Origin of the sequence: Thiobacillus sp. (genome assembly GCF_013693775.1) — a bacterium.
Classification (GTDB): domain Bacteria; phylum Pseudomonadota; class Gammaproteobacteria; order Burkholderiales; family Thiobacillaceae; genus Thiobacillus.
Map to the genome: position 1 here is coordinate 3,356,508 of NZ_CP059257.1, position 18,508 is coordinate 3,375,015.

Below are 18,508 nucleotides of genomic sequence, written 5' to 3' on the forward strand. Positions count from 1 at the left end.
CTGGCCTCACGACGGTCGCGCCAGCTTCACCGCCGCTTCGGCCAGGCGCTTGCCCAGCGCGATGCACAGCGTGCGTTCCGCGTCGGTCAGCGGCTTGTCGTCGGCGGCGCCGGCCCAGTGGCTGGCGCCGTAGGGCGTGCCGCCGCTGGTAGTGTGGTTCACTTCCGCCAGGGTATAGGGCAGGCCGACGATCAGCATGCCGTGGTGCAGCAGCGGCAGCATCATGCTGGTCAGCGTCGTTTCCTGGCCGCCGTGCAGGCTGGCGGTGGAGGTGAACACGGCAGCGGGTTTGCCGACTAGTGTGCCCTTGGCCCACAGCGTACCGGTGGTATCGAGGAAATACTTCAGCGGCGCGGCCATGTTGCCGAAGCGGGTGGGCGAACCGAGCGCGAGGCCGGCGCACTGCTCGAGGTCGGCGAGTTCCACATAGGGCGCGCCTTCGTCGGGCACCGGCGGCTCGGCCACCTGGGTGCGCGGCGCCACCGGCGGCACCGTGCGCAGCCGGGCGGATGCCCCCGCCACCTGGTTGATGCCGCGTGCGATCAGATGCGCCATGTCGCGCACGCTGCCGCCGGCACTGTAGTAGAGGACAAGAATCTCGGTCATAGGGGGTTGTCGGCAATCAGGGTGAAATCGGCCAGGTCGAAGCCCGGCGTGTACTCCAGCAGCCGCCCGAAAGTGAGGACGGTCTGGCGCGAGGCATCCAGCACCTCGGCATCCATGCCGGGCTGATACAGGTGGCGCGGCAGCAGCAGGCGGTCGGTCTGCTTCAGCGCGGCCAGGCCGGGCAGGAACAGCGCCGGCTCGGCATTCGACTGGCGGGNGCCGCGCAGCGGCCGGACCCAGATCGGCTTGACCTGCGGCGACAGGCGCTCGACGCCCAGATCGATCTGGCGCACGCCGCGCATGCGGATCCAGCGGATGACGCCCACCGACCAGCCCGTGTCATGGCCGGCATGCAGCGCCAGCGGGTCGCCCGCCTTCAGATTCAGCGGCGCGTCCGGGGCGGCCGAGAGGGCGAAGCCGGAGGCGCTTTCGTTCGTCACCGTCCACACGGTGGCGTTGACCGTGACTGGCGCGGCGGACATCCCGCGGACGTCATGGATGGCCAGGCTGTCCGNGTCGTCCTGCGTGCCCTGATCCGCATGCGGAAGCTGCTCCAGCAACCGGTGGATGGCGCTCACGCCGGCGACGACCTGCACCGTGCTGCCGGGCGCCGGCGCGTAGCGTTTGTAGGTGCGCTGCGCCTGGGTGCCCCACTCCTTGAGCAGCTTCTTGAACAGCGACAGGGTGAGCGAACGGTCCATGCCGGGCGGCAGGTCGACCTGCTCGGGCGTTTCGCCCTTGCGCAGCCGGACCCCGGTTTCGTGCACGTGGCGGCACAGCGCGTCGGTGTCCAGCCACTGGCTGCCCGGGCTGGCGCCGGCCGTGGCATGGGCCGGCGCAACGTCGCCCTCGCGCGGCACCGGGAAACCGAGATGGCCAGGGACGGCGCCGTAGGTCAGCGCGGCGAGGGCCGCGTAGCGGTCCAGGTAAAGCCGGGTGTGAGCGAGCTCGGCCGGACTCATGCGTGGCGGATCGGCCAGCGCGAGCAACAGGGCCTGGCGATAGGCGAGGCTGGTCGTCGGCACCCCGTCGGTCGGCAGTTCCGCCACGTTCGAGACCTGCGCGTACGCGTGGAGCTGGTGCAGGTCCTGCCACAGGCCGGTCGGCGGCGGCGTGTAGGTCAGGAAGCTGGCCACCTGCACGTCGCGCAGCGCCGCGGCCAGACGGGCGGTGAATTCGGCCAGGCGCCGGGCGTTGGGGCGGCCGAAGCGCTGGTCGTCGAGGGCCCGCAGCAGATGCTTGTAGCCGATGCTGTGCTCCAAGCGCAGGTCGCGCAGCAGGGCGCCGACCTGGCGTTGCTGCGTGTTGGGCGGCACGCTGAAATCGGCGAGCTGCGCCTCCAGGCTGGCCGCGGCGCGAGCCACGGCGGGCCGGTACTGCGCCAGCAGCGCGTGGCGGTCGTCGGCGCTCAGCGGATGGCGGTTGAGCGCATGCAGGGCGGCGAACAGCTGGCGGGCCGTGGTGACCGGGTCGGCGTAGGGCAGGCGGTCCAGCCATGCCGCCACGGCTTTCGGCCGGGTCTCGACCGTGTGTCCGGCTGTCGTGTCGGTGTCGGGAACGCTGAAATCGAGCATGCCGGCTCAGTCGAACACGACGGTCTTGTTGGCATACACCAGCACGCGGTTGTCGAGGTGCCACTTCACCGCGCGCGACAGCACCACCTTCTCGAGGTCGGCCCCCTTGTTGATCAGGTCGTCGAGGCTGTCGCGGTGCGAGATGCGCGCCACGTCCTGCTCGATGATGGGGCCATCGTCGAGTGTCTCGGTGACGTAGTGCGCGGTCGCGCCGATCAGCTTGACCCCGCGCTCGAACGCCCGGTGGTAGGGCTTGGCGCCGTGGAAGGCCGGCAGGAAGGAATGGTGGATGTTGATGATGTGGTTGGGATAGTGGCGGATGAAATCGGCCGACAGCACCTGCATGTAGCGCGCCAGCACGATGAAGTCGATCTTCTGGTCGCGCAGGATCGCCAGCTGGATCTGCTCGGCCTCGTGCTTGGCGTCCTTGTGCACGGCCAAGTGCTGGAAGGGTATGCGGTAGGCCTCGGCCAGCCAGCGCGTGTCCTCGTGGTTGCTGAGGATGATCGGCAGCTCGCAATGCAGTTCGCCGCTCTGGTAGCGGTAGAGCAGGTCGGCCAGGCAGTGGTCGAACTTCGACACGAACACCGCCAGGCGCGGCTTGCGGCTCGACTCGGCGAGCCGCCAGGTCATCCCGAAGCGCTCCGCGANGGNGCCGAAGGCGGCGGCGAATTCGGCCAGGTCGAGGTTGAAGTCCGCCAGATCCCATTCCACCCGCATCAGGAACAGCTTCAGTTCGGCGTCCTGGTGCTGGTCGGCATGCAGGATGTTGGCGTTGTGCGACAGCAGGAAATCGGCAATGGCGGCGACCAGTCCCTTCTGGTCGGGGCAGGAAATCAGCAGGACGGCGGTATGACGCATGGGCGGACCGGGAAGGTGTGGTTTTTCGCCATCATAACCAAAATTCCCCTGATTCTCTTAAGGGAAGCGGCTGCCGGGCCTCGCCCGGGCCGCGCCGCGCAAAGATTCAGCAGTCTTTGCGCGGCGCGGGCGGCCTGCAGGCGGACTGGACAAACCGGACTTCACCGCATTCCACGGCCCGGCCGGGCGTTTCGTGGCGCCAGGCCCTGTCCTGCCGCAGGGCTGGTCAAACTTTAGGCATGCCGTCCGGCAAAAACTTTGATTTGCCTTGGGATTTTCGGGGCCATGAAAAACTTGTCCGGACACGCCGGTTCCGGGTTGACATGCCGGGCAAGACACCTAGAATTTGTATCCAGCCTCTGCCAGCACCACAATATGTTGTGAATAAAACTGTTGGCGAGGGTCGGGCAAGCTGTGTATAAGGTGTGGATGTTTCGCGCCCCGGCATGGCCAGCCCGGATTTTCGTTACACCACCACCAAGGAGCCCCCTCGATGCTGAACGTCGCCACCGAATCCGCCGCATCTGCGCCCATTCCNCCCATTGAGCCTGCCGACGTGGCCGTGATCGACACGCGCTACGCCGACTACAAGATCATCCGCCGCAACGGCGCGGTGGTCGGCTTTGCGCCGAACAAGATCGCCATCGCCGTGACCAAGGCCTTCATTGCGGTGCAGGGCGGGCAGGCGGCGGCGTCGGCGCGCATCCGCGAGCTGGTCGAGTCGATCACCGGCCAGGTGACCGCGGCCCTGATGCGGCGCAATCCCAACGGCGGCACCTTCCACATCGAGGACATCCAGGACCAGGTCGAGCTGGCGCTGATGCGCTCGGGCGAACACGAAGTCGCCCGCGCCTACGTGCTCTACCGCGAGAAGCGCGCGCAGGAACGCGCCGCGCANAAGGCCGCCGGCGTGCCCGAAGCCACCCTGCACGTGCTGGAAGACGGCCAGAAGAAGCCGCTCGACACCGCGCGCCTCGCCGCGTTGCTGGCCGACGCCTGTACCGGCCTCGGCGACAACGTCAAGGCCGAGCCGATCATGCACACCGTGCTGCGCGACCTCTACGACGGCGTGCCGATGGCCGAAGTCGAAAAGGCGCTGGTGTTGGCCGCCCGCTCGATGATCGAGCAGGACCCGGCGTATTCCTACGTCACCGCGCGCCTGCTGCTCAACTCCATCCGCCACGAAGTGCTGGGCGAGGCCGTCACCCAGGCGCAGATGGGCACCCGCTACGCCGAGTATTTCCCGGCCTTCATCAAGAAAGGCATCGCCGCCGAACTGCTCGACGAGAAGCTCGGCCAGTTCGATCTCGCGCGCCTGGCTGCCGTGCTCGACGCCGGCCGCGACTACCAGTTCGGCTACCTCGGCCTGCAGACCCTGTATGACCGCTATTTCCTGCACATCGAAGAATCGCGCATCGAGCTGCCGCAGGCCTTCTTCATGCGCGTCGCCATGGGCCTCGCCATCAACGAGATCGACCGCGAAGCGCGTGCCATCGAGTTCTACCAGGTGCTGTCCTCGTTCGACTTCATGTCGTCGACGCCGACCCTCTTCAACGCCGGCACCCGCCACAGCCAGCTGTCGTCCTGCTACCTGACCACCGTCACCGACGACCTCGACGGCATCTACCAGGCGATCAAGGAAAACGCCATGCTGCAGAAGTATGCCGGCGGCCTGGGCAACGACTGGACCCCGATCCGCGCCATGGGCTCGCGCATCAAGGGCACCAACGGCAAGTCGCAGGGCGTGGTGCCGTTCCTGAAAGTGGTCAACGACACCGCCGTCGCGGTCAACCAGGGCGGCAAGCGCAAGGGCGCGGTGTGCGCCTATCTCGAAACCTGGCACATGGACATCGAGGAATTCCTCGACCTGCGCAAGAACACCGGCGACGACCGCCGCCGCACCCACGACATGAACACCGCGAACTGGATTCCGGATCTCTTCATGCAGCGCGTGATGGAAGGCGGCGACTGGACCCTGTTCTCGCCCAACGACGTGCCCGACCTGCATGATTTGTATGGCCGCAAGTTCGCCGAGGCCTACACCGAATACGAGCGCAAGGCCGACCGCGGCGAGATCAAGCTGTTCAAGCGCATCCCCGCCGTGCAGATGTGGCGCAAGATGCTGTCGATGCTGTTCGAGACCGGCCATCCCTGGATCACGTTCAAGGACCCGTGCAACATCCGCAGCCCGCAGCAGCACGTCGGCGTCGTGCACTCGTCCAACCTGTGCACCGAGATCACGCTCAACACCAACGACCACGAAGTCGCCGTGTGCAACCTCGGCTCGGTCAACCTCGTCAATCATCTGAAAGACGGCAAGCTCGACCTCGACAAGCTCAAGACCACGATCCACACCGCGATGCGCATGCTCGACAACGTGGTCGACGTCAACTACTACGCCGTCGGCAAGGCGCGCAATTCCAACCTCAAGCACCGTCCGGTCGGCCTCGGCATCATGGGCTTCCAGGACGCGCTGCAGGAACTGCGCGTGGCCTACGCCTCGAACGAAGCGGTCGAATTCGCCGACCGCTCGATGGAAGCCGTCGCCTACTGGGCCTACTGGGCGTCCACGGAACTGGCTGAAGAGCGCGGCCGCTATTCCAGCTACGAAGGCAGCCTGTGGAGTAAAGGCATCCTGCCGCAGGATTCGCTCAAGCTGCTGGCCGAGGAACGCGGCGGCTATCTCGAAGTCGATTCGTCGACGACTCTGGACTGGGACAGCCTGCGTGCGCGCATCGGCCAGTACGGCATGCGCAACTCCAACTGCCTGGCGATCGCGCCGACCGCGACCATCGCCAACATCGTCGGCGTCTCCGCCTCGATCGAGCCGACCTACCAAAACATCTACGTCAAATCTAACCTGTCGGGCGAATTCACCGTCGCCAACAAGTATCTCGTCGCCGACCTGAAGAAGCTCGGGTTGTGGGACGAGGTCATGGTCGCCGACATCAAGTATTTCGATGGCAGCCTGGCCAAGATCGACCGCATCCCGGCCGACATCCGCACCCTCTACGCCACCGCGTTCGAGATGGAGACCCACTGGCTCGTCGAGTGCGCCAGCCGCCGCCAGAAGTGGATCGACCAGGCGCAGAGCCTCAACATCTACATGGCCGGCGCCAGCGGCAAGAAGCTCGACGAGACCTACAAGCTGGCGTGGATCCGCGGCCTCAAGACCACGTATTACCTGCGCACCATGGGCGCCACCTCGGCGGAGAAATCCACCGGCAAGGGCGGCGAGCTCAATGCCGTGTCGGCGAGCGGCGGCGCGGGGGCGATGAGCAGCGGCGGCAGCGCGATGAACCGGGCTGCGGCCAACCTGCCGGAGCCGGAGATCGAGGGCAAGGCCTGCACCATGCGCCCGGGCGATCCCGGGTTCGAGGAATGCGAGGCGTGCCAGTAAAGGGGTAACAGGAGGCGGAGCGCAGAAGAGGCAGACCCGGCCAATGGATGATGTCGCAATGTGCGGCGGTTCGTTGGCCGGGAGCGGCCCGGCAGCCCGGTCACTTTTCTTGCTTGCCCAAGAAAAGTAACCANAAGAAGGGCACNCCGCTGCGCCACCCCTTCGGGGCAGGNCCTCGACTGAACCGAGCCATCGGGGCGGCTGCGCAACTCGCCCTGCGGGCTCAGACAGTGCTCGCCGAATTNCCCCGCCGGCTCGATCCAGTCGAGGTGGCGCAGAAGGGGGANAACCGGGGTGCTGAGGTGACGAAGCTGGTTTTAGGTTGACCATTCGTCTTGGGCAGAGCGTGGTGCGGCTAGTTATTCGTTAGCCGTTCGCCCTGAGCTCGTCGAAGGGAGCCTGCGGAAGGGTCGCTGCGAAGCAGCGGGGACCCACCGGCGTACCCTTAGCGGGTGCTGTCGAAGACAGGTAGAAACTAAACCGTACGGGCTGAGCCTGACGAAGCCTCGCCCTGTTAAGGAGCTCGTCGAAGGGAGCCGGCCAAAGGCCGGTTAGATACAAGGGCGGGAATTACCCGCCACCAGATTAAAGAGCAGTGTGGGCCCAGCCCACTTTGGGACAACCAAAGGAGAGTAAAAACGATGCTGAATTTTGAAGAAGACTTCACCCCCGCCGCCCGTACCGTCGACGTGCCGTCCTTCCTGCGCAAGGAATCCGCCGCGCCGGCCGCTGCCGCCGAGGCCGCACCCCGCTCGGCTGAATCCAGCACGCGCCGCGTGCAGGCCGCCGACAAGCGCGTGATCAACGGCGCGACGGATGTGAACCAGCTCGTCCCCTTCAAGTACAAATGGGCGTGGGAGAAATACCTCGCCGGCTGCGCCAACCACTGGATGCCGCAGGAAGTGAACATGAGCCGCGACATCGCGCAGTGGAAGGACCCGGGCGCGCTGTCCGAAGACGAGCGCCGCCTCGTCAAGCGCAACCTCGGTTTCTTCGTCACCGCCGATTCGCTGGCCGCCAACAACATCGTGCTCGGCACCTATCGCCACATCACCGCGCCCGAGTGCCGCCAGTACCTGCTGCGCCAGGCGTTCGAAGAGGCCATCCACACCCATGCCTACCAGTACATCGTGGAAAGCCTGGGCCTCGACGAAGGCGAGATCTTCAACGCCTATCACGAAGTCGCCAGCATCCGCGACAAGGACGATTTCCTCATCCCCTTCATCGACACGCTGACCAACCCCGAATTCAAGACCGGCACCCCCGAGGCCGACCAGAAGCTCTTGAAGTCGCTGATCGTCTTCGCCTGCATCATGGAAGGCATCTTCTTCTACGTCGGCTTCGTGCAGATCCTCGCGCTGGGCCGCCAGAACAAGATGACCGGCGCCGCCGAGCAGTACCAGTACATCCTGCGCGACGAGTCCATGCACTGCAACTTCGGCATCGACCTCATCAACACCATCAAGCTGGAAAANCCCCACCTGTGGACNCCCTCGTTCAAGGCCGAAATCCGCGACCTGATCCAGAAGGGCGTCGAACTCGAATACCGCTACGCCGAAGACACCATGCCGCGCGGCGTGCTGGGCCTCAACGCCAGCCAGTTCAAGGAATACCTGCGCTTCATCGCCAACCGCCGCTGCCAGCAGATTGGCCTCGACGAAATGTTCCCCGGCGTCACCAANCCCTTNCCCTGGATGGCCGAGATGATCGACCTGAAGAAGGAGAAGAACTTCTTCGAGACGCGCGTCACGGAGTATCAGACGGGCGGGGCGTTGAGCTGGGATTGACCGGCTGAATGAAAAAGGCGCAGGGGACTGCGCCTTTTTGTTGAAGCGAAGTGTCAGGTCTCGCAAGATTACTTGTGTACCCGCTGGTGACTAGGAGAGGGGAGACGAAATTGGTGGAAAACAAGCACAGAGTTTCCGATGTTTATGGAATCGGGCGGGATTTACCGCTTAACTACGTGTCTCGCAAAGCTGTAGACGAATACTTTGTTTCCAATCTGACACGCGACAAACATGTAATTATCTATGGCAGTTCGAAGCAGGGAAAAACGTCGCTTCGAAAGCACTGCTTACGTGACGACGACTACATCGTCGTCCATTGCTCAAACAAGTGGGGAATTGCTGAGCTGCATGCCGCTATTCTGAAGCGCGTGGGATACGAAGTTACTCAGTCTTCTACAAAGACGACCACAGGGAGAAATAAAATCCTGGCGGCCTTTAAAGCATCAGTTCTNGGGGTTGGAGTTGAGGCCGGTGGTGAGAAAGAAGAGAGCAAGTCAATAGCAGTAACGGCGGCGCCGCTTGAACTAGACCCCGAAGATGTCAATGACATCATTTCGGCGCTAGCTAATTTCAAGAAGTACATTGTTCTTGAGGATTTCCACTATCTCCCGATTGATGCTCAGAAGGACTTCTCGGTCGCGCTGAAGGCCTTTCACGAGCAGTCGCCTATATGCTTCATCATTGTTGGAGTGTGGTTGGAAGAAGGTCGCCTTACCGTATACAACGGCGACCTGACTGGCCGCATCATTGGTGTGAACGCCGATCTTTGGACCAAAGAAGAACTCTGCGAGGTCATCTCATCCGGCGAGGCATTGATGAACATTCGCTTTGCTGAATCTTTCAAAGAGGCTGTAATTGCCGGCAGTCTCGATAGTGTTTATATCGTTCAAGAATCCTGCTATCGAGCATGCCTCTCCAAGAATATCAACTTCACACAAGAAAGCACCCTCGTAGAGGTTGGCGCGGATATTGACGTTCCTGCGCTTATTCGAGAGGTGGTTAACCAGCAGACAGGTCGTTACAACGCCTTTATAACTCTGTTTTCTAGTGGCTTCCAGGAGACCACGCTGCAAATGTATAAGTGGCTTCTTTATCCAGTTTTGACCGCGTCGTCCAAAGAGCTAGAGCGTGGCCTGACCTATCGTCATATGCGCGATGTTCTTCGTCAACATCATCCGGAGAGGACAGACCTAAACATAGGCAATCTCACGCAGGCACTGCAGTCGACAGCATCTCTTCAGGTCAAGAAGGATATAAAACCAATCGTTCTGGACTACGACCAGACGAACCTTAAGCTCAACGTCGTGGACAGGGGCTTTCTCATCTGGTTGGAAAGTCAAGATCGAAAGGATCTACTCGAACTCGCTGACCTTCCGATGCTTGCATAAAAATCAAAAAGGAGTCGAGGTCAAGTCTTTAGCCAATATATGATATTGAAAGATCTGCCCCTGATCTGTTGGCTGCATGGCTATTTGCCCTAGTCTGTTTTGTCGCTTGCGTCCTCTACTGGCGATTTCACCTCAACCCCGCAGACTGGCTGGCACAGACAGAGCGTAAGGCAAAAAGGTGGAGCCAACGGATGCCTAATTACGTTAGGTTTTGTACGCCATGAAATGGTTTCTCGTTATCTGCGCCATACTTGCATTCGCTAGCGGAATGGGGTTTGGATATTTAGGTCACAACAGTCTTCTGCTCGCCGGTCTGGCCGGCTTCCTGGCGTTGTTGGTAACGGCAAACCTTGACCGTATCTCACAGTTCAAAGCATCCCGCAGTGGAATTGAGGCGCATACGCGAGAAATAGTGGCTCGTGCAGAGATTGCGGTTTCTGAACTACAGCTGTTGGCCGTTCAAGTTGCAGAGCTCTCACTTTCACTGGTGAAACGGCAAGGACGTTGGGGTGGCTATAGTGACGACGAACAAGAGCGTATTCGCTCCTCTGTCCTTGGTGTGCTTACTAAGTTAGGCATTCCAAGTGACCAAACACAGGCCGTCCTGAACGAGTGGCACCAAATCGTTGAATTCGACTATACCCACCATATTCTGGGTGGTAGCCGTATTCCGGACAACACCTCATCAGAGGTGCTAGCCGAATGGAAAGTCATGCGTGAAGGTGGCTTCACTAACTATCCATCGCCCGAGACATTACGAACGTTTCTGAGTAAGAACGGCTATCTCATTGCGGAATTAGAAGAGCTCGTTAGAGACTATGAACATTACAAAACCCATCGCATGCATCGGCGCCCCTTGGTTTGGCAAAACCGTCAGCAGTGGGGTCACCTACATAATTAGGGTAGCGTATCAACGGGGCCAGGTCTTGAGGGACAAATGAGGGCGGGGTCAGGTCTTTCGTCATCATGTGATATTGAAAGATCTGACCCCGATCTGGCTTACGATTAGGCGTGCCGATAAATAGAGCGAATGAAGAGGCCGGGCTGAACTGGCCCGAAGCGGACCACTGTGGATACATGAGACATTAAGCTGGGTTGAGTTTATGAGCACAAAACTCGGTTTATTACGGAGCTGCACTACCGGATTGCGAAAAGTGAGTTTCACGTTTACGACAATGCCCAGCCACTAATCCATCAGACGCCGGAATTTTGCGTCAAGGTTGATGCGAGGTGGGTGGTTTTTTATTTGAAGGCTCTGTTGAATTTCAAGTGGGTTGTTCTGCATGAGGGTTAATGGCGTGGAAATCGAGACGGCCGGCGATCAGGAAGATGACGGTTTTGATTGTGTCGATGCGGGTGAAGCCACGGGCACGCCGCTTGGCGGCCTGGAACAAGCCGTTGATCGCCTCCAGAAATCCATTGGTCTGCCGTGTCTGAGCCCAGGCCACGATTCCTTCCAGATGGGATCGGATCATCCGGGCAACCTCCTTCATCGGCTCGACCTTGGAGCGCATGACGCAAGTGCACCAGTGTTCCAGCATGGCGCGCACGACGTTGATTTGTTTGCGATCAAGGATTTCGCGCAGTTGCTCCTTGTAGACCCAGGCGCGCGCCGTGCGCTTGACAGTCATCCTGGCAATCAGTGCGTCAAGATCGGCAGCAGCCTCGGGCTTGAGCCGGGAGGCATCCTTGAGCAGCGTCCAGCGCATGCCCTTGAGGGACTTGTCGGTGCGCTGCTCGATGCGGCGCATCTTGTCCACCGCCGTGCTGGCGTGGCCGATGACGTGGAACTTGTCGAAGGTGATGCGGGCATTGGGCAGATGCTGGCTGACTCCGGCGATGAAGGCTGGCGACATGTCGATGCTCGCCGAGGCGATGTTCCCGGCCGGGCAGCCATGGTCGCCCAGATACTCGGCCAGTTGCGCAATGGTCTGGGCGTCGCGCCCTTCCGTGACGAACAGCACGCGCCTGGCCTCGGCGTCTGCGGCCAGGGTGACATAACTGTGGCCTCGGGCGCGCGAGGTCTCGTCAATGGCCAGCGCCGTGACACCGGAGTGATCCGCCAGGCCGCAGGCCATCTCCACGTACTTCTGGCACACCGCCAGCACCCGGTGGGACGATTCGCCCACGATGCGCGCCACGGCGGCAAACGGCATCTGGCGCGCCAGCATCAGGATGAAGGCTTCGAACAGCAGCGTGAAGCCATTCAGCCGCCCGGCAAAGTCAGGCTCGACCAGTCGCACCGAACCATTGGGCAGCTTCACTCGCGGCGTGCGCACCTGCAGATGGCACTCATGCTGGAAGAAGTTCAGGTGCCGGTAGGTCTTGGTCACGGTGTCGTGCACCGGATGCACGCCTTCATGGCCCGAGACCTTGAAGCGGCTGCCAGCCTTGAAGTCAATCAGCACGGTCAAGGTCCTGGCCGACTCGTCGAAGTCGACCGACGCCACCGTCCACGGCGGGGCAATTCCAAGGGCAGTTTCAAACAGCTTGGCAGTCATGAATTCACTCATCCAGGTTGGTCAATATGACGTCAGCTTACCCACTCGGATTTCAAGAGAGGCTATTTGAATAATCACTACACCTTGTTGGAAGATGCAAGGGAAGTGTCGATCCATTTATCAAGTCATGGCAAATTCACGCGTGTCTCGAGAATGGCATTGATGCCTTCAATCTTGTGTTTGAACATGGGGTAGCTGAATACGACGATCCCGTAACAGGGAATAAAACTACGGCGACCCTCGGCTCAGTATCTTGCCCAACACACCTCGTTGTCCGAGCAACCCATCCAACTTATCCGGCTCCACCACAGAATTTCACAACCTCACAACTGGTTGAGGTGCTATTCCATCGTTACAAGCAATTCGAAATGGGGCAAGAAACTCTCCCCGCGATGGCCTACTTCTGTTTAACGGCCGTAGAGTCTCATTTTTGGATGACGCGACTAAAAATAAACGCAAAAAGTTGCATCTGAGTTGGGTATTTCAGAGAAGGTCTTGCGTGAGCTTGGTAACTTGACCGAGCGTAAAGGGAGGGCCAGTGAGGCAAGGAAATCACCACTGCCAGGTGCGGCTTTTACCAGCTATTTGAGGTGTGAGCGTGAATGGATAATAACCGTAATCAAACTTATTATTCATCGTGTGGGCGAACGAGAGTTAACGGGGCTGCCGCTTGTAAACGCTATAGGCATGACTGATCTGCCCGACCTTGGCTCGTAAGGAACCAGGCTCGATTTTGTTCACAGGAATCGCGGGCTCGATTTGATTACGAACTAACGAGGTGAATCATGACCTACACATACTGCATGACGTCGAACTGCGCGCTGGCCGATGCGTGCGCGCGCTACGAGGACGATGCCGGCAAGCATCTGCTTTCCCGCACCTATGCGGACTTCAGCGAGGAGCTGATCCGCAAGCCGGACAACATGACGGCCTGCCCGTTTTTCATCGACAAGGACAACGTGGAACGGAGTGTGCACTAGGCAACGACAGGGCACGGGGTCAGGCCTTGCCTTTTGCCAACTAGCTCGGATTTACCCACCATGAAACGCATCCCAACCCCTTTTCTCTGGCTCGCCATTACACTGATCGGCCAGGCCTCGTCGCCGGCAGCTTCATCATGGTGGCGTGGCTGAAGCTGCAACCCTGCCCGCTGTGCATCGCCCAGCAGCACGCTGCCGGACCGGGTGGATCATGACCCCGGATCAGGTGAACCGATTTTTTGGTATCCAAGGAGACGATATGAAAGTTGCCTACGTGTTCGCCACCAACATGGCATCCACTTTTAAACTGAACACCATGATCCTGCCCCAGCTCGAAGCGGGCAATCATGGCGCGGAGGTGGTGGGGATGATGTTTTTCGATGACAACATCTACACCTTGCGTAGCGGCGACCCCTTTGGCGAAAGGCTGGCGAAGGTGGCCCGCGANAAAGGCATTCTCTTGATGGCCTGCGATCAGTGTGCGGTGCGCCGTGGATTGGCGGAGGGCGCGTTCGAGCAATGCGGTAGCGGCGAGGTNCACCCCCAGGGCTTGGTCGAAGGCGTGCGTGTGGGATGTTTCCCTCAGCTCTACGCCGCCTTGTCGGGTGTCGCCGACGTTCAGGTCATTTCGCTTTGATTTCCGGGTAAATCGAAGGTCAGGCACAGGCCGGGCCGCCGGCGCAGATGACCGGGGCGAGAGCCAACTAATTCCTGGAACGTAAATTAAAGGGGCCAGGCCCACATTGTTCTCGACATTCGAAATTGCCAAACTGGTTCGAACCGGACGCCTAATTGGCCCCTTTGATTCACGGCACCAGGGCAGATACGTTCACCCGCATTGACAAAGGCGACAGCATGACTATCGAACTCAGTAAGGAAGACCGGGCGCAAGCCGTTGCATCAATCGAGCGCTACTTCCAGGAGAACATGGAGGAGCGGATTGGCAACATTGCAGCCACCGGCTTACTCGGCTACTTCCTCGAAGAAATCGGACCGTGTATCTACAACAAGGCCGTAGCCGATGTTCAGGGCCGGCTACAGGCAAGGGTGTCCGAGATCGACTTCGAAATTCACGAGGAAGAATTCTCCTATTGGCGCAGGGTCGCGAAGCAGCGCAAGGCAAAGCCGTGAAGCCTGAGAATCAAAGGGCCAGGCTCGAATTGATTACGAACTAATGAGATGAATCATGACTTATACCTACTGCATGACGTCGAACTGCGCGCTGGCTGATATCTGTGCGCGTTATGAAGACGATGCGAGCAAGCACAGGCTGAATCGGCCCCCTTTGATTTTTACAATCGTCAGATCTACTTTCCTATGAGAACAACCAAACTCCACATCCGCGAATGGATTGCTTTAAGTCTATTGCTCTCCTCCATTCCTGCACTTGCCGCACAACCGCCCAACGGCGCGGATTGGAGCGGCCTGTATGCCGGTGTGAGGCTTGCCGAGGGATGGGGCGAGGCACATCTGGGGACCGGGCATTACGACCCGGCGTTTCCCTTCGCGCCCACGTCGATCCATCTGCGCGGCGCGGGCGCGGGGGTGTCGCTAGGGTATGACTGGCAGCGCGGGAACCTGATTTACGGGCTGGGCGTGGACGTGCTGGGCACGCACATCGAAGGCACCAANAGCCTGTACACCAACCCGCTTCCCGGGCTGGTGGACGGTTGCGACAGCGCCCGCGCGAACTGCCCGATGCATGTCAGGCAGCGGGTGGAAAACCTGGCGACCCTGCGGCTGAAGGTCGGGCGGGCCTATGACCGCGTTGCCGTGTATGGCACGGCCGGTGTCGCCGCAGGCGAGGTCCGGCGCGACATGGATGAAGCCATCCAGTACTGGGGACCGACCGGAAACTGGGGATTGGATCAGCACATCGCCACGGGCTGGACCGCGGGCGCGGGCATGCTTTACGCGCTGACGGATAAGGTGCAACTGCAGGCCGACTATCTGTACGTGGACCTTGGGAAGACCGACTATCGGTTCACAGATACCCCGTCCTTTGTCTACGAGCAGGATGCGGCCATCCGGTTTTCGTTGCTGAGTCTCGGACTCAATTACAGGTTTTGAAATCAAAGAGGCCGTAAGCCAGGCCGGGGGCAGGTCTTGCCTTTTGCGGCCAAAGGCAGGACCTGACTTCATGTTTATCCTGGTCTGTGTGGGTACCGTGCGCGGATCGAATCAGACCGCTTCAAAGCAGCGGATTTGCCTGATGTTCGCCCCGCTCGTACACCACGTGTGCGCGGCCGACCAGCAGCAGATCCAGCGAACCGATGCGGGAGACGTCCTTGTTGGTGTAGGGCAGGCGATGCAGGATGTAGCGCATGGCATTGAGCCGTGCGCGCTTCTTGTCGTCCGATTTGATCACCGTCCACGGTGAGTCGGCGGTGTCGGTATAGAAGAACATTGCTTCCTTGGCCTTGGTGTAGTCGTCCCATTTGTCGAGCGACGCCAGGTCGATCGGCGACAGCTTCCATTGCTTGAGCGGATGCACCTTGCGCTCCTTGAAACGGCGACGCTGCTCTTCGCGGCTGACCGAGAACCAGAACTTGATCAGATGCACGCCGCTGCGCACCAGGTTGCGTTCGAACTCGGGTGCCTGGCGCATGAATTCCAGGTATTCCTCTTCATTGCAGAAACCCATCACCCGTTCTACCCCTGCGCGGTTGTACCAGGAACGGTCGAACAGGGCGATTTCGCCCGTCGTGGGCAGATGCTGGACGTAGCGCTGGAAATACCACTGGCCGCGTTCCGTTTCGCTTGGCTTTTCCAGCGCGATCACATGCGCGCCGCGCGGATTGAGGTGCTCCATGAAGCGCTTGATGGTGCCACCCTTGCCTGCCGCGTCGCGGCCTTCGAACAGGATCACCACCTTCTGCCCGGTTTCCTTCACCCAGGCCTGCAGTTTGAGCAATTCCACCTGGAGCTGATATTTCTGTCGCTCGTAACTCTTGCGCGACATCAGGTTCTTGTAGGGATAGCCACCCTCGCGCCAGTCTTCGGCCAGCTCGCCATCCGGATCGAACGACGCGCCAGGCCGGCCGAGCGGCGGTTTGGCGAGCAGCGCATGGCGCAACACCTCGGCATCTTCCGGCGACGCCCCGGCGAGAATGGCCTTCAGCGACTCGATCATTTCGGGACTGCCGTTGCCGGCCCGGCTGAGGATGTCCTTCACCGCCGCGACCTTGGACTCCTGCGCGGCACTCACTGCCTCGTCCACGGTAAAGGTCTCCACACCCTTGCGGGTGTGGATGGGCGAAATGTCGCCTTCTGCGGCGATACGGGGCTTCGCATTGCTGCTGCGAGCCGGGGAACGTTTGGCGGGAGTAGGGGTGGAGGGCTTGGTAGTCAAAACGAGGTCCTGTCGAAGTAAAAAGAGCCTGGTGGGGCAACGTCTTGCGCTCGCCCCGTCGTGCAGGTCTGCGGGAACCCGCACCGCCATAAAAAGATAACTTAGTCCTATTAATGACCAATTTCAACCCCTGTGTCAAAGGGCCGTGCTCGAATGGATTCCACACGCTGGACGGGTCCTGGCCTCAGTTGCCAGGATCGCCCCGCACGCGGATCGGCTGATCGGCGGGGCGCCCGCGCTCAGTCTGGCGTGGGCGTTCGCTCCCAACGGCATCCCTGGCTTCATCACCCATAAAAACGGCCCGGATGGGCCGTTCACGTGAATTCGTACGCGCCTATTTCTTTCCGGCAGGTTGATCGCCCATGCGCCAGATGTCCACGTCCTGGCCCTGCTCGCGCAGGCGGTCCGCCTTGGCGGACAGGTAGCGCTGGAAGCTCGGTTCCTTTTCATACGCGCCGCTCGACACGTAGGTCAGAATGCCCTGGGTGTGGAACAGCTTGAAATAGGCCTCGGAGCGGATGATCTCCTTGCCCTTGGCGTCGAACAGCACGATGGCGGGCGCGTATTGGATGTCCAGCGCCCGGGCCCAGGCGCGCGCCGTGGTGGCCTTGCCCTGCGGGGTGACCAGCGGCGTGTCCGACCACATGTTGAGCTGGATCGCGTCGAACCCGGCAAGGATGGCGCGCGTCTGCTTGTCCGACAGGATCCTCTTGTGCAGTTCGGCGCAGGCGGGGCAATCGCGTTGCTCGAAGAACACTGCGATCGGTCTGGCCTTGCTGCCCTTGCGCACGAGATTGTAGGNGGGCTTCCGGANAAAGGATTCGTTGATCAAGTCGCCGCCGGTGGCAGGCGGCTGGTGCGCCGCGACGTAATCCAGGTAGCTGGCTCCACTGTTCTGGCCTGGTGCGGCATATTCCAGCGCAGTCATGAATCGGTTCGGCGGGATGTAGCCATTGAGCCGCAAGACGGTTTGCCCGGCTTCGTCGAGAAACAGGATGGTGGGCGTGAACTGCACCTTGAGGCTGGCGGCAAACTGTTTCTCGGTCATGGACCGGTTGTCGAGTCCCTCGACCTCACGGTCGCCCCACATGTTGATGGCGATCACGTCGAAGTGTTTCCGCAGGGTGGTTTCGATATCCTTTTGCGAAAGATTGCGTTCGACCAGGGCATGGCAGTAGGGGCAGCCGTCCTGCGTGAACAGGAGCATCACGCGCTTGTTCCTGGATTGGGCCTCTGCGATATCGTCCTGCAGGTTGAGGAAGCTCGCCTTGAACCAGCTCGGGTACTCGGTCTGGACCGCGCCATGGAACGCGCCCTCTTTCTTGTCCGCTGCGCCGGCAAGGCTGGAAAACAGCAGCAGGATGCATGCGAACCACTTGAGGGAACGAGGCCAGTGCATCGAATGTGAAATCATGTGTTCTCCCACTTGCCGCTCAACGACGGTCTCGAATCAACTCAATCGACGCCCTGTCCAAACAGGTCGCCACAGCGTCAGGGTCTTGGCGCATTCTGCAGTTTCGATCATAGGCGAATCGGGGTCTGGAGAACATTCGGGTCATGGCTTTGGGATCAGGTCTTGCCATGGGCACGCGGATCAATTGCGTCTCTCCTCGAACGATTTCAGGGTCTGCGTACCCGGGATGTATTTGGTCCCCCAGTTCACGAGAGCCAGTAGTATCTCGCCCAGCGCCTCACCCTTGGTGCTCAGCGAATAGGCATAGCGCGTTGGGCGTTCCTGGTAGGCGGATTTGACGAGGATGCCCGCATTTTCGAGGCGTTTGAGGCGGTCGGCGAGTGTGCTGGTCGGGATTTNTTCGGGCGAATCCAGCAGTTCGCCATAGGTGTGCTTGCCGTGCAAGATGTCCCGAATCACCAGCAGCGACCATTGATCGCCGACCAGGTCGAGCGTATTTGCAACCGGGCAGGGGGACCGTCGAAAAGTGTCTGGTTTGGTTTTGCCCGTTTTCATGGCTTCGGCTCCAAAACGTTTTGTCACTTGTATTATACAAGTTACCCTGTTAGCCTGATAGTCGCTTGCATATTGCAAGTGACTATCAGG

Annotated in this window: 14 protein-coding genes; 8 read left to right on the forward strand and 6 right to left on the reverse strand. The window is 60.5% G+C overall.

The window, feature by feature from the left end; genetic code table 11:
* Nucleotides 1–6: 6 nt before the first annotated feature.
* Both wrbA and purU read right to left on the reverse strand, forming a co-directional pair.
* Nucleotides 7–606: an NAD(P)H:quinone oxidoreductase gene (gene wrbA, locus HZY77_RS16635; RefSeq protein ID WP_296817210.1), complete on the reverse strand. Its 600-nt coding sequence runs from the start codon at nucleotides 604–606 to the stop codon at nucleotides 7–9.
* 1,580 nt (nucleotides 607–2,186) lie between these two features.
* Nucleotides 2,187–3,041, reverse strand: a complete 855-nt coding sequence (purU, locus tag HZY77_RS16640; RefSeq protein WP_296817213.1) for a formyltetrahydrofolate deformylase — start codon at nucleotides 3,039–3,041, stop codon at nucleotides 2,187–2,189.
* Nucleotides 3,042–3,534: 493 nt separating this feature from the next.
* Between purU and HZY77_RS16645 the strand changes: the two genes are divergently transcribed.
* The 4 genes from HZY77_RS16645 (at nucleotide 3,535) to HZY77_RS16660 (ending at nucleotide 10,517) form a co-directional block, all read left to right on the forward strand.
* Nucleotides 3,535–6,441: a ribonucleoside-diphosphate reductase subunit alpha gene (locus HZY77_RS16645; RefSeq protein ID WP_296817215.1), complete on the forward strand. Its 2,907-nt coding sequence runs from the start codon at nucleotides 3,535–3,537 to the stop codon at nucleotides 6,439–6,441.
* 641 nt (nucleotides 6,442–7,082) lie between these two features.
* Nucleotides 7,083–8,228: a ribonucleotide-diphosphate reductase subunit beta gene (locus HZY77_RS16650; protein WP_296817219.1), complete on the forward strand. Its 1,146-nt coding sequence runs from the start codon at nucleotides 7,083–7,085 to the stop codon at nucleotides 8,226–8,228.
* Nucleotides 8,229–8,341: 113 nt separating this feature from the next.
* Complete coding sequence (locus tag HZY77_RS16655) at nucleotides 8,342–9,616, forward strand: hypothetical protein (RefSeq protein ID WP_296817221.1); 1,275 nt, start codon at nucleotides 8,342–8,344, stop codon at nucleotides 9,614–9,616.
* A gap of 220 nt (nucleotides 9,617–9,836) precedes the next feature.
* Nucleotides 9,837–10,517, forward strand: a complete 681-nt coding sequence (locus tag HZY77_RS16660) for a hypothetical protein (RefSeq protein ID WP_296817224.1) — start codon at nucleotides 9,837–9,839, stop codon at nucleotides 10,515–10,517.
* A gap of 364 nt (nucleotides 10,518–10,881) precedes the next feature.
* On the opposite strand, the gene HZY77_RS16665 is transcribed toward HZY77_RS16660, so the two are convergent.
* Nucleotides 10,882–12,117 (reverse strand): ISL3 family transposase, encoded by a 1,236-nt coding sequence (locus tag HZY77_RS16665; RefSeq protein ID WP_296820769.1) that lies wholly within the window; start codon nucleotides 12,115–12,117, stop codon nucleotides 10,882–10,884.
* A 785-nt stretch (nucleotides 12,118–12,902) separates the two neighbouring features.
* Here HZY77_RS16665 and HZY77_RS16670 point away from each other — a divergent pair.
* From HZY77_RS16670 to HZY77_RS16685, 4 genes are all read left to right on the forward strand, one after another.
* Entirely contained in the window at nucleotides 12,903–13,097 is a 195-nt protein-coding gene (locus HZY77_RS16670; protein ID WP_296817226.1) for a hypothetical protein, read from the forward strand.
* A 259-nt stretch (nucleotides 13,098–13,356) separates the two neighbouring features.
* Entirely contained in the window at nucleotides 13,357–13,734 is a 378-nt protein-coding gene (locus tag HZY77_RS16675; RefSeq protein ID WP_363154667.1) for a SaoD/DsrE family protein, read from the forward strand.
* Between the two features lie 218 nt (nucleotides 13,735–13,952).
* On the forward strand, nucleotides 13,953–14,228 hold the full coding sequence (locus tag HZY77_RS16680; RefSeq protein WP_296817232.1) for a DUF2164 domain-containing protein: 276 nt from the start codon (nucleotides 13,953–13,955) through the stop codon (nucleotides 14,226–14,228).
* 234 nt (nucleotides 14,229–14,462) lie between these two features.
* Complete coding sequence (locus HZY77_RS16685) at nucleotides 14,463–15,167, forward strand: outer membrane beta-barrel protein (RefSeq protein WP_296817235.1); 705 nt, start codon at nucleotides 14,463–14,465, stop codon at nucleotides 15,165–15,167.
* A 121-nt stretch (nucleotides 15,168–15,288) separates the two neighbouring features.
* On the opposite strand, the gene ppk2 is transcribed toward HZY77_RS16685, so the two are convergent.
* The 3 genes from ppk2 to HZY77_RS16700 form a co-directional block, all read right to left on the reverse strand.
* Nucleotides 15,289–16,449 (reverse strand): polyphosphate kinase 2, encoded by a 1,161-nt coding sequence (ppk2, locus tag HZY77_RS16690; RefSeq protein WP_296817238.1) that lies wholly within the window; start codon nucleotides 16,447–16,449, stop codon nucleotides 15,289–15,291.
* A gap of 334 nt (nucleotides 16,450–16,783) precedes the next feature.
* Nucleotides 16,784–17,863, reverse strand: a complete 1,080-nt coding sequence (locus tag HZY77_RS16695; RefSeq protein WP_296817241.1) for a thioredoxin fold domain-containing protein — start codon at nucleotides 17,861–17,863, stop codon at nucleotides 16,784–16,786.
* Nucleotides 17,864–18,043: 180 nt separating this feature from the next.
* Entirely contained in the window at nucleotides 18,044–18,418 is a 375-nt protein-coding gene (locus HZY77_RS16700; RefSeq protein ID WP_296817244.1) for a helix-turn-helix domain-containing protein, read from the reverse strand.
* Nucleotides 18,419–18,508: the final 90 nt, after the last annotated feature.

Excerpts from the sequence above, each read along its gene's own strand:
- HZY77_RS16680 (WP_296817232.1), top strand. The coding sequence starts at position 13,953 with ATGACTATCGAACTCAGTAAGGAAGACCGGGCGCAAGCCGTTGCATCA.
- HZY77_RS16660 (WP_296817224.1), top strand. The coding sequence starts at position 9,837 with ATGAAATGGTTTCTCGTTATCTGCGCCATACTTGCATTCGCTAGCGGA.
- HZY77_RS16670 (WP_296817226.1), top strand. The coding sequence starts at position 12,903 with ATGACCTACACATACTGCATGACGTCGAACTGCGCGCTGGCCGATGCG.
- wrbA (WP_296817210.1), bottom strand. The coding sequence starts at position 606 with ATGACCGAGATTCTTGTCCTCTACTACAGTGCCGGCGGCAGCGTGCGC.
- HZY77_RS16665 (WP_296820769.1), bottom strand. The coding sequence starts at position 12,117 with ATGACTGCCAAGCTGTTTGAAACTGCCCTTGGAATTGCCCCGCCGTGG.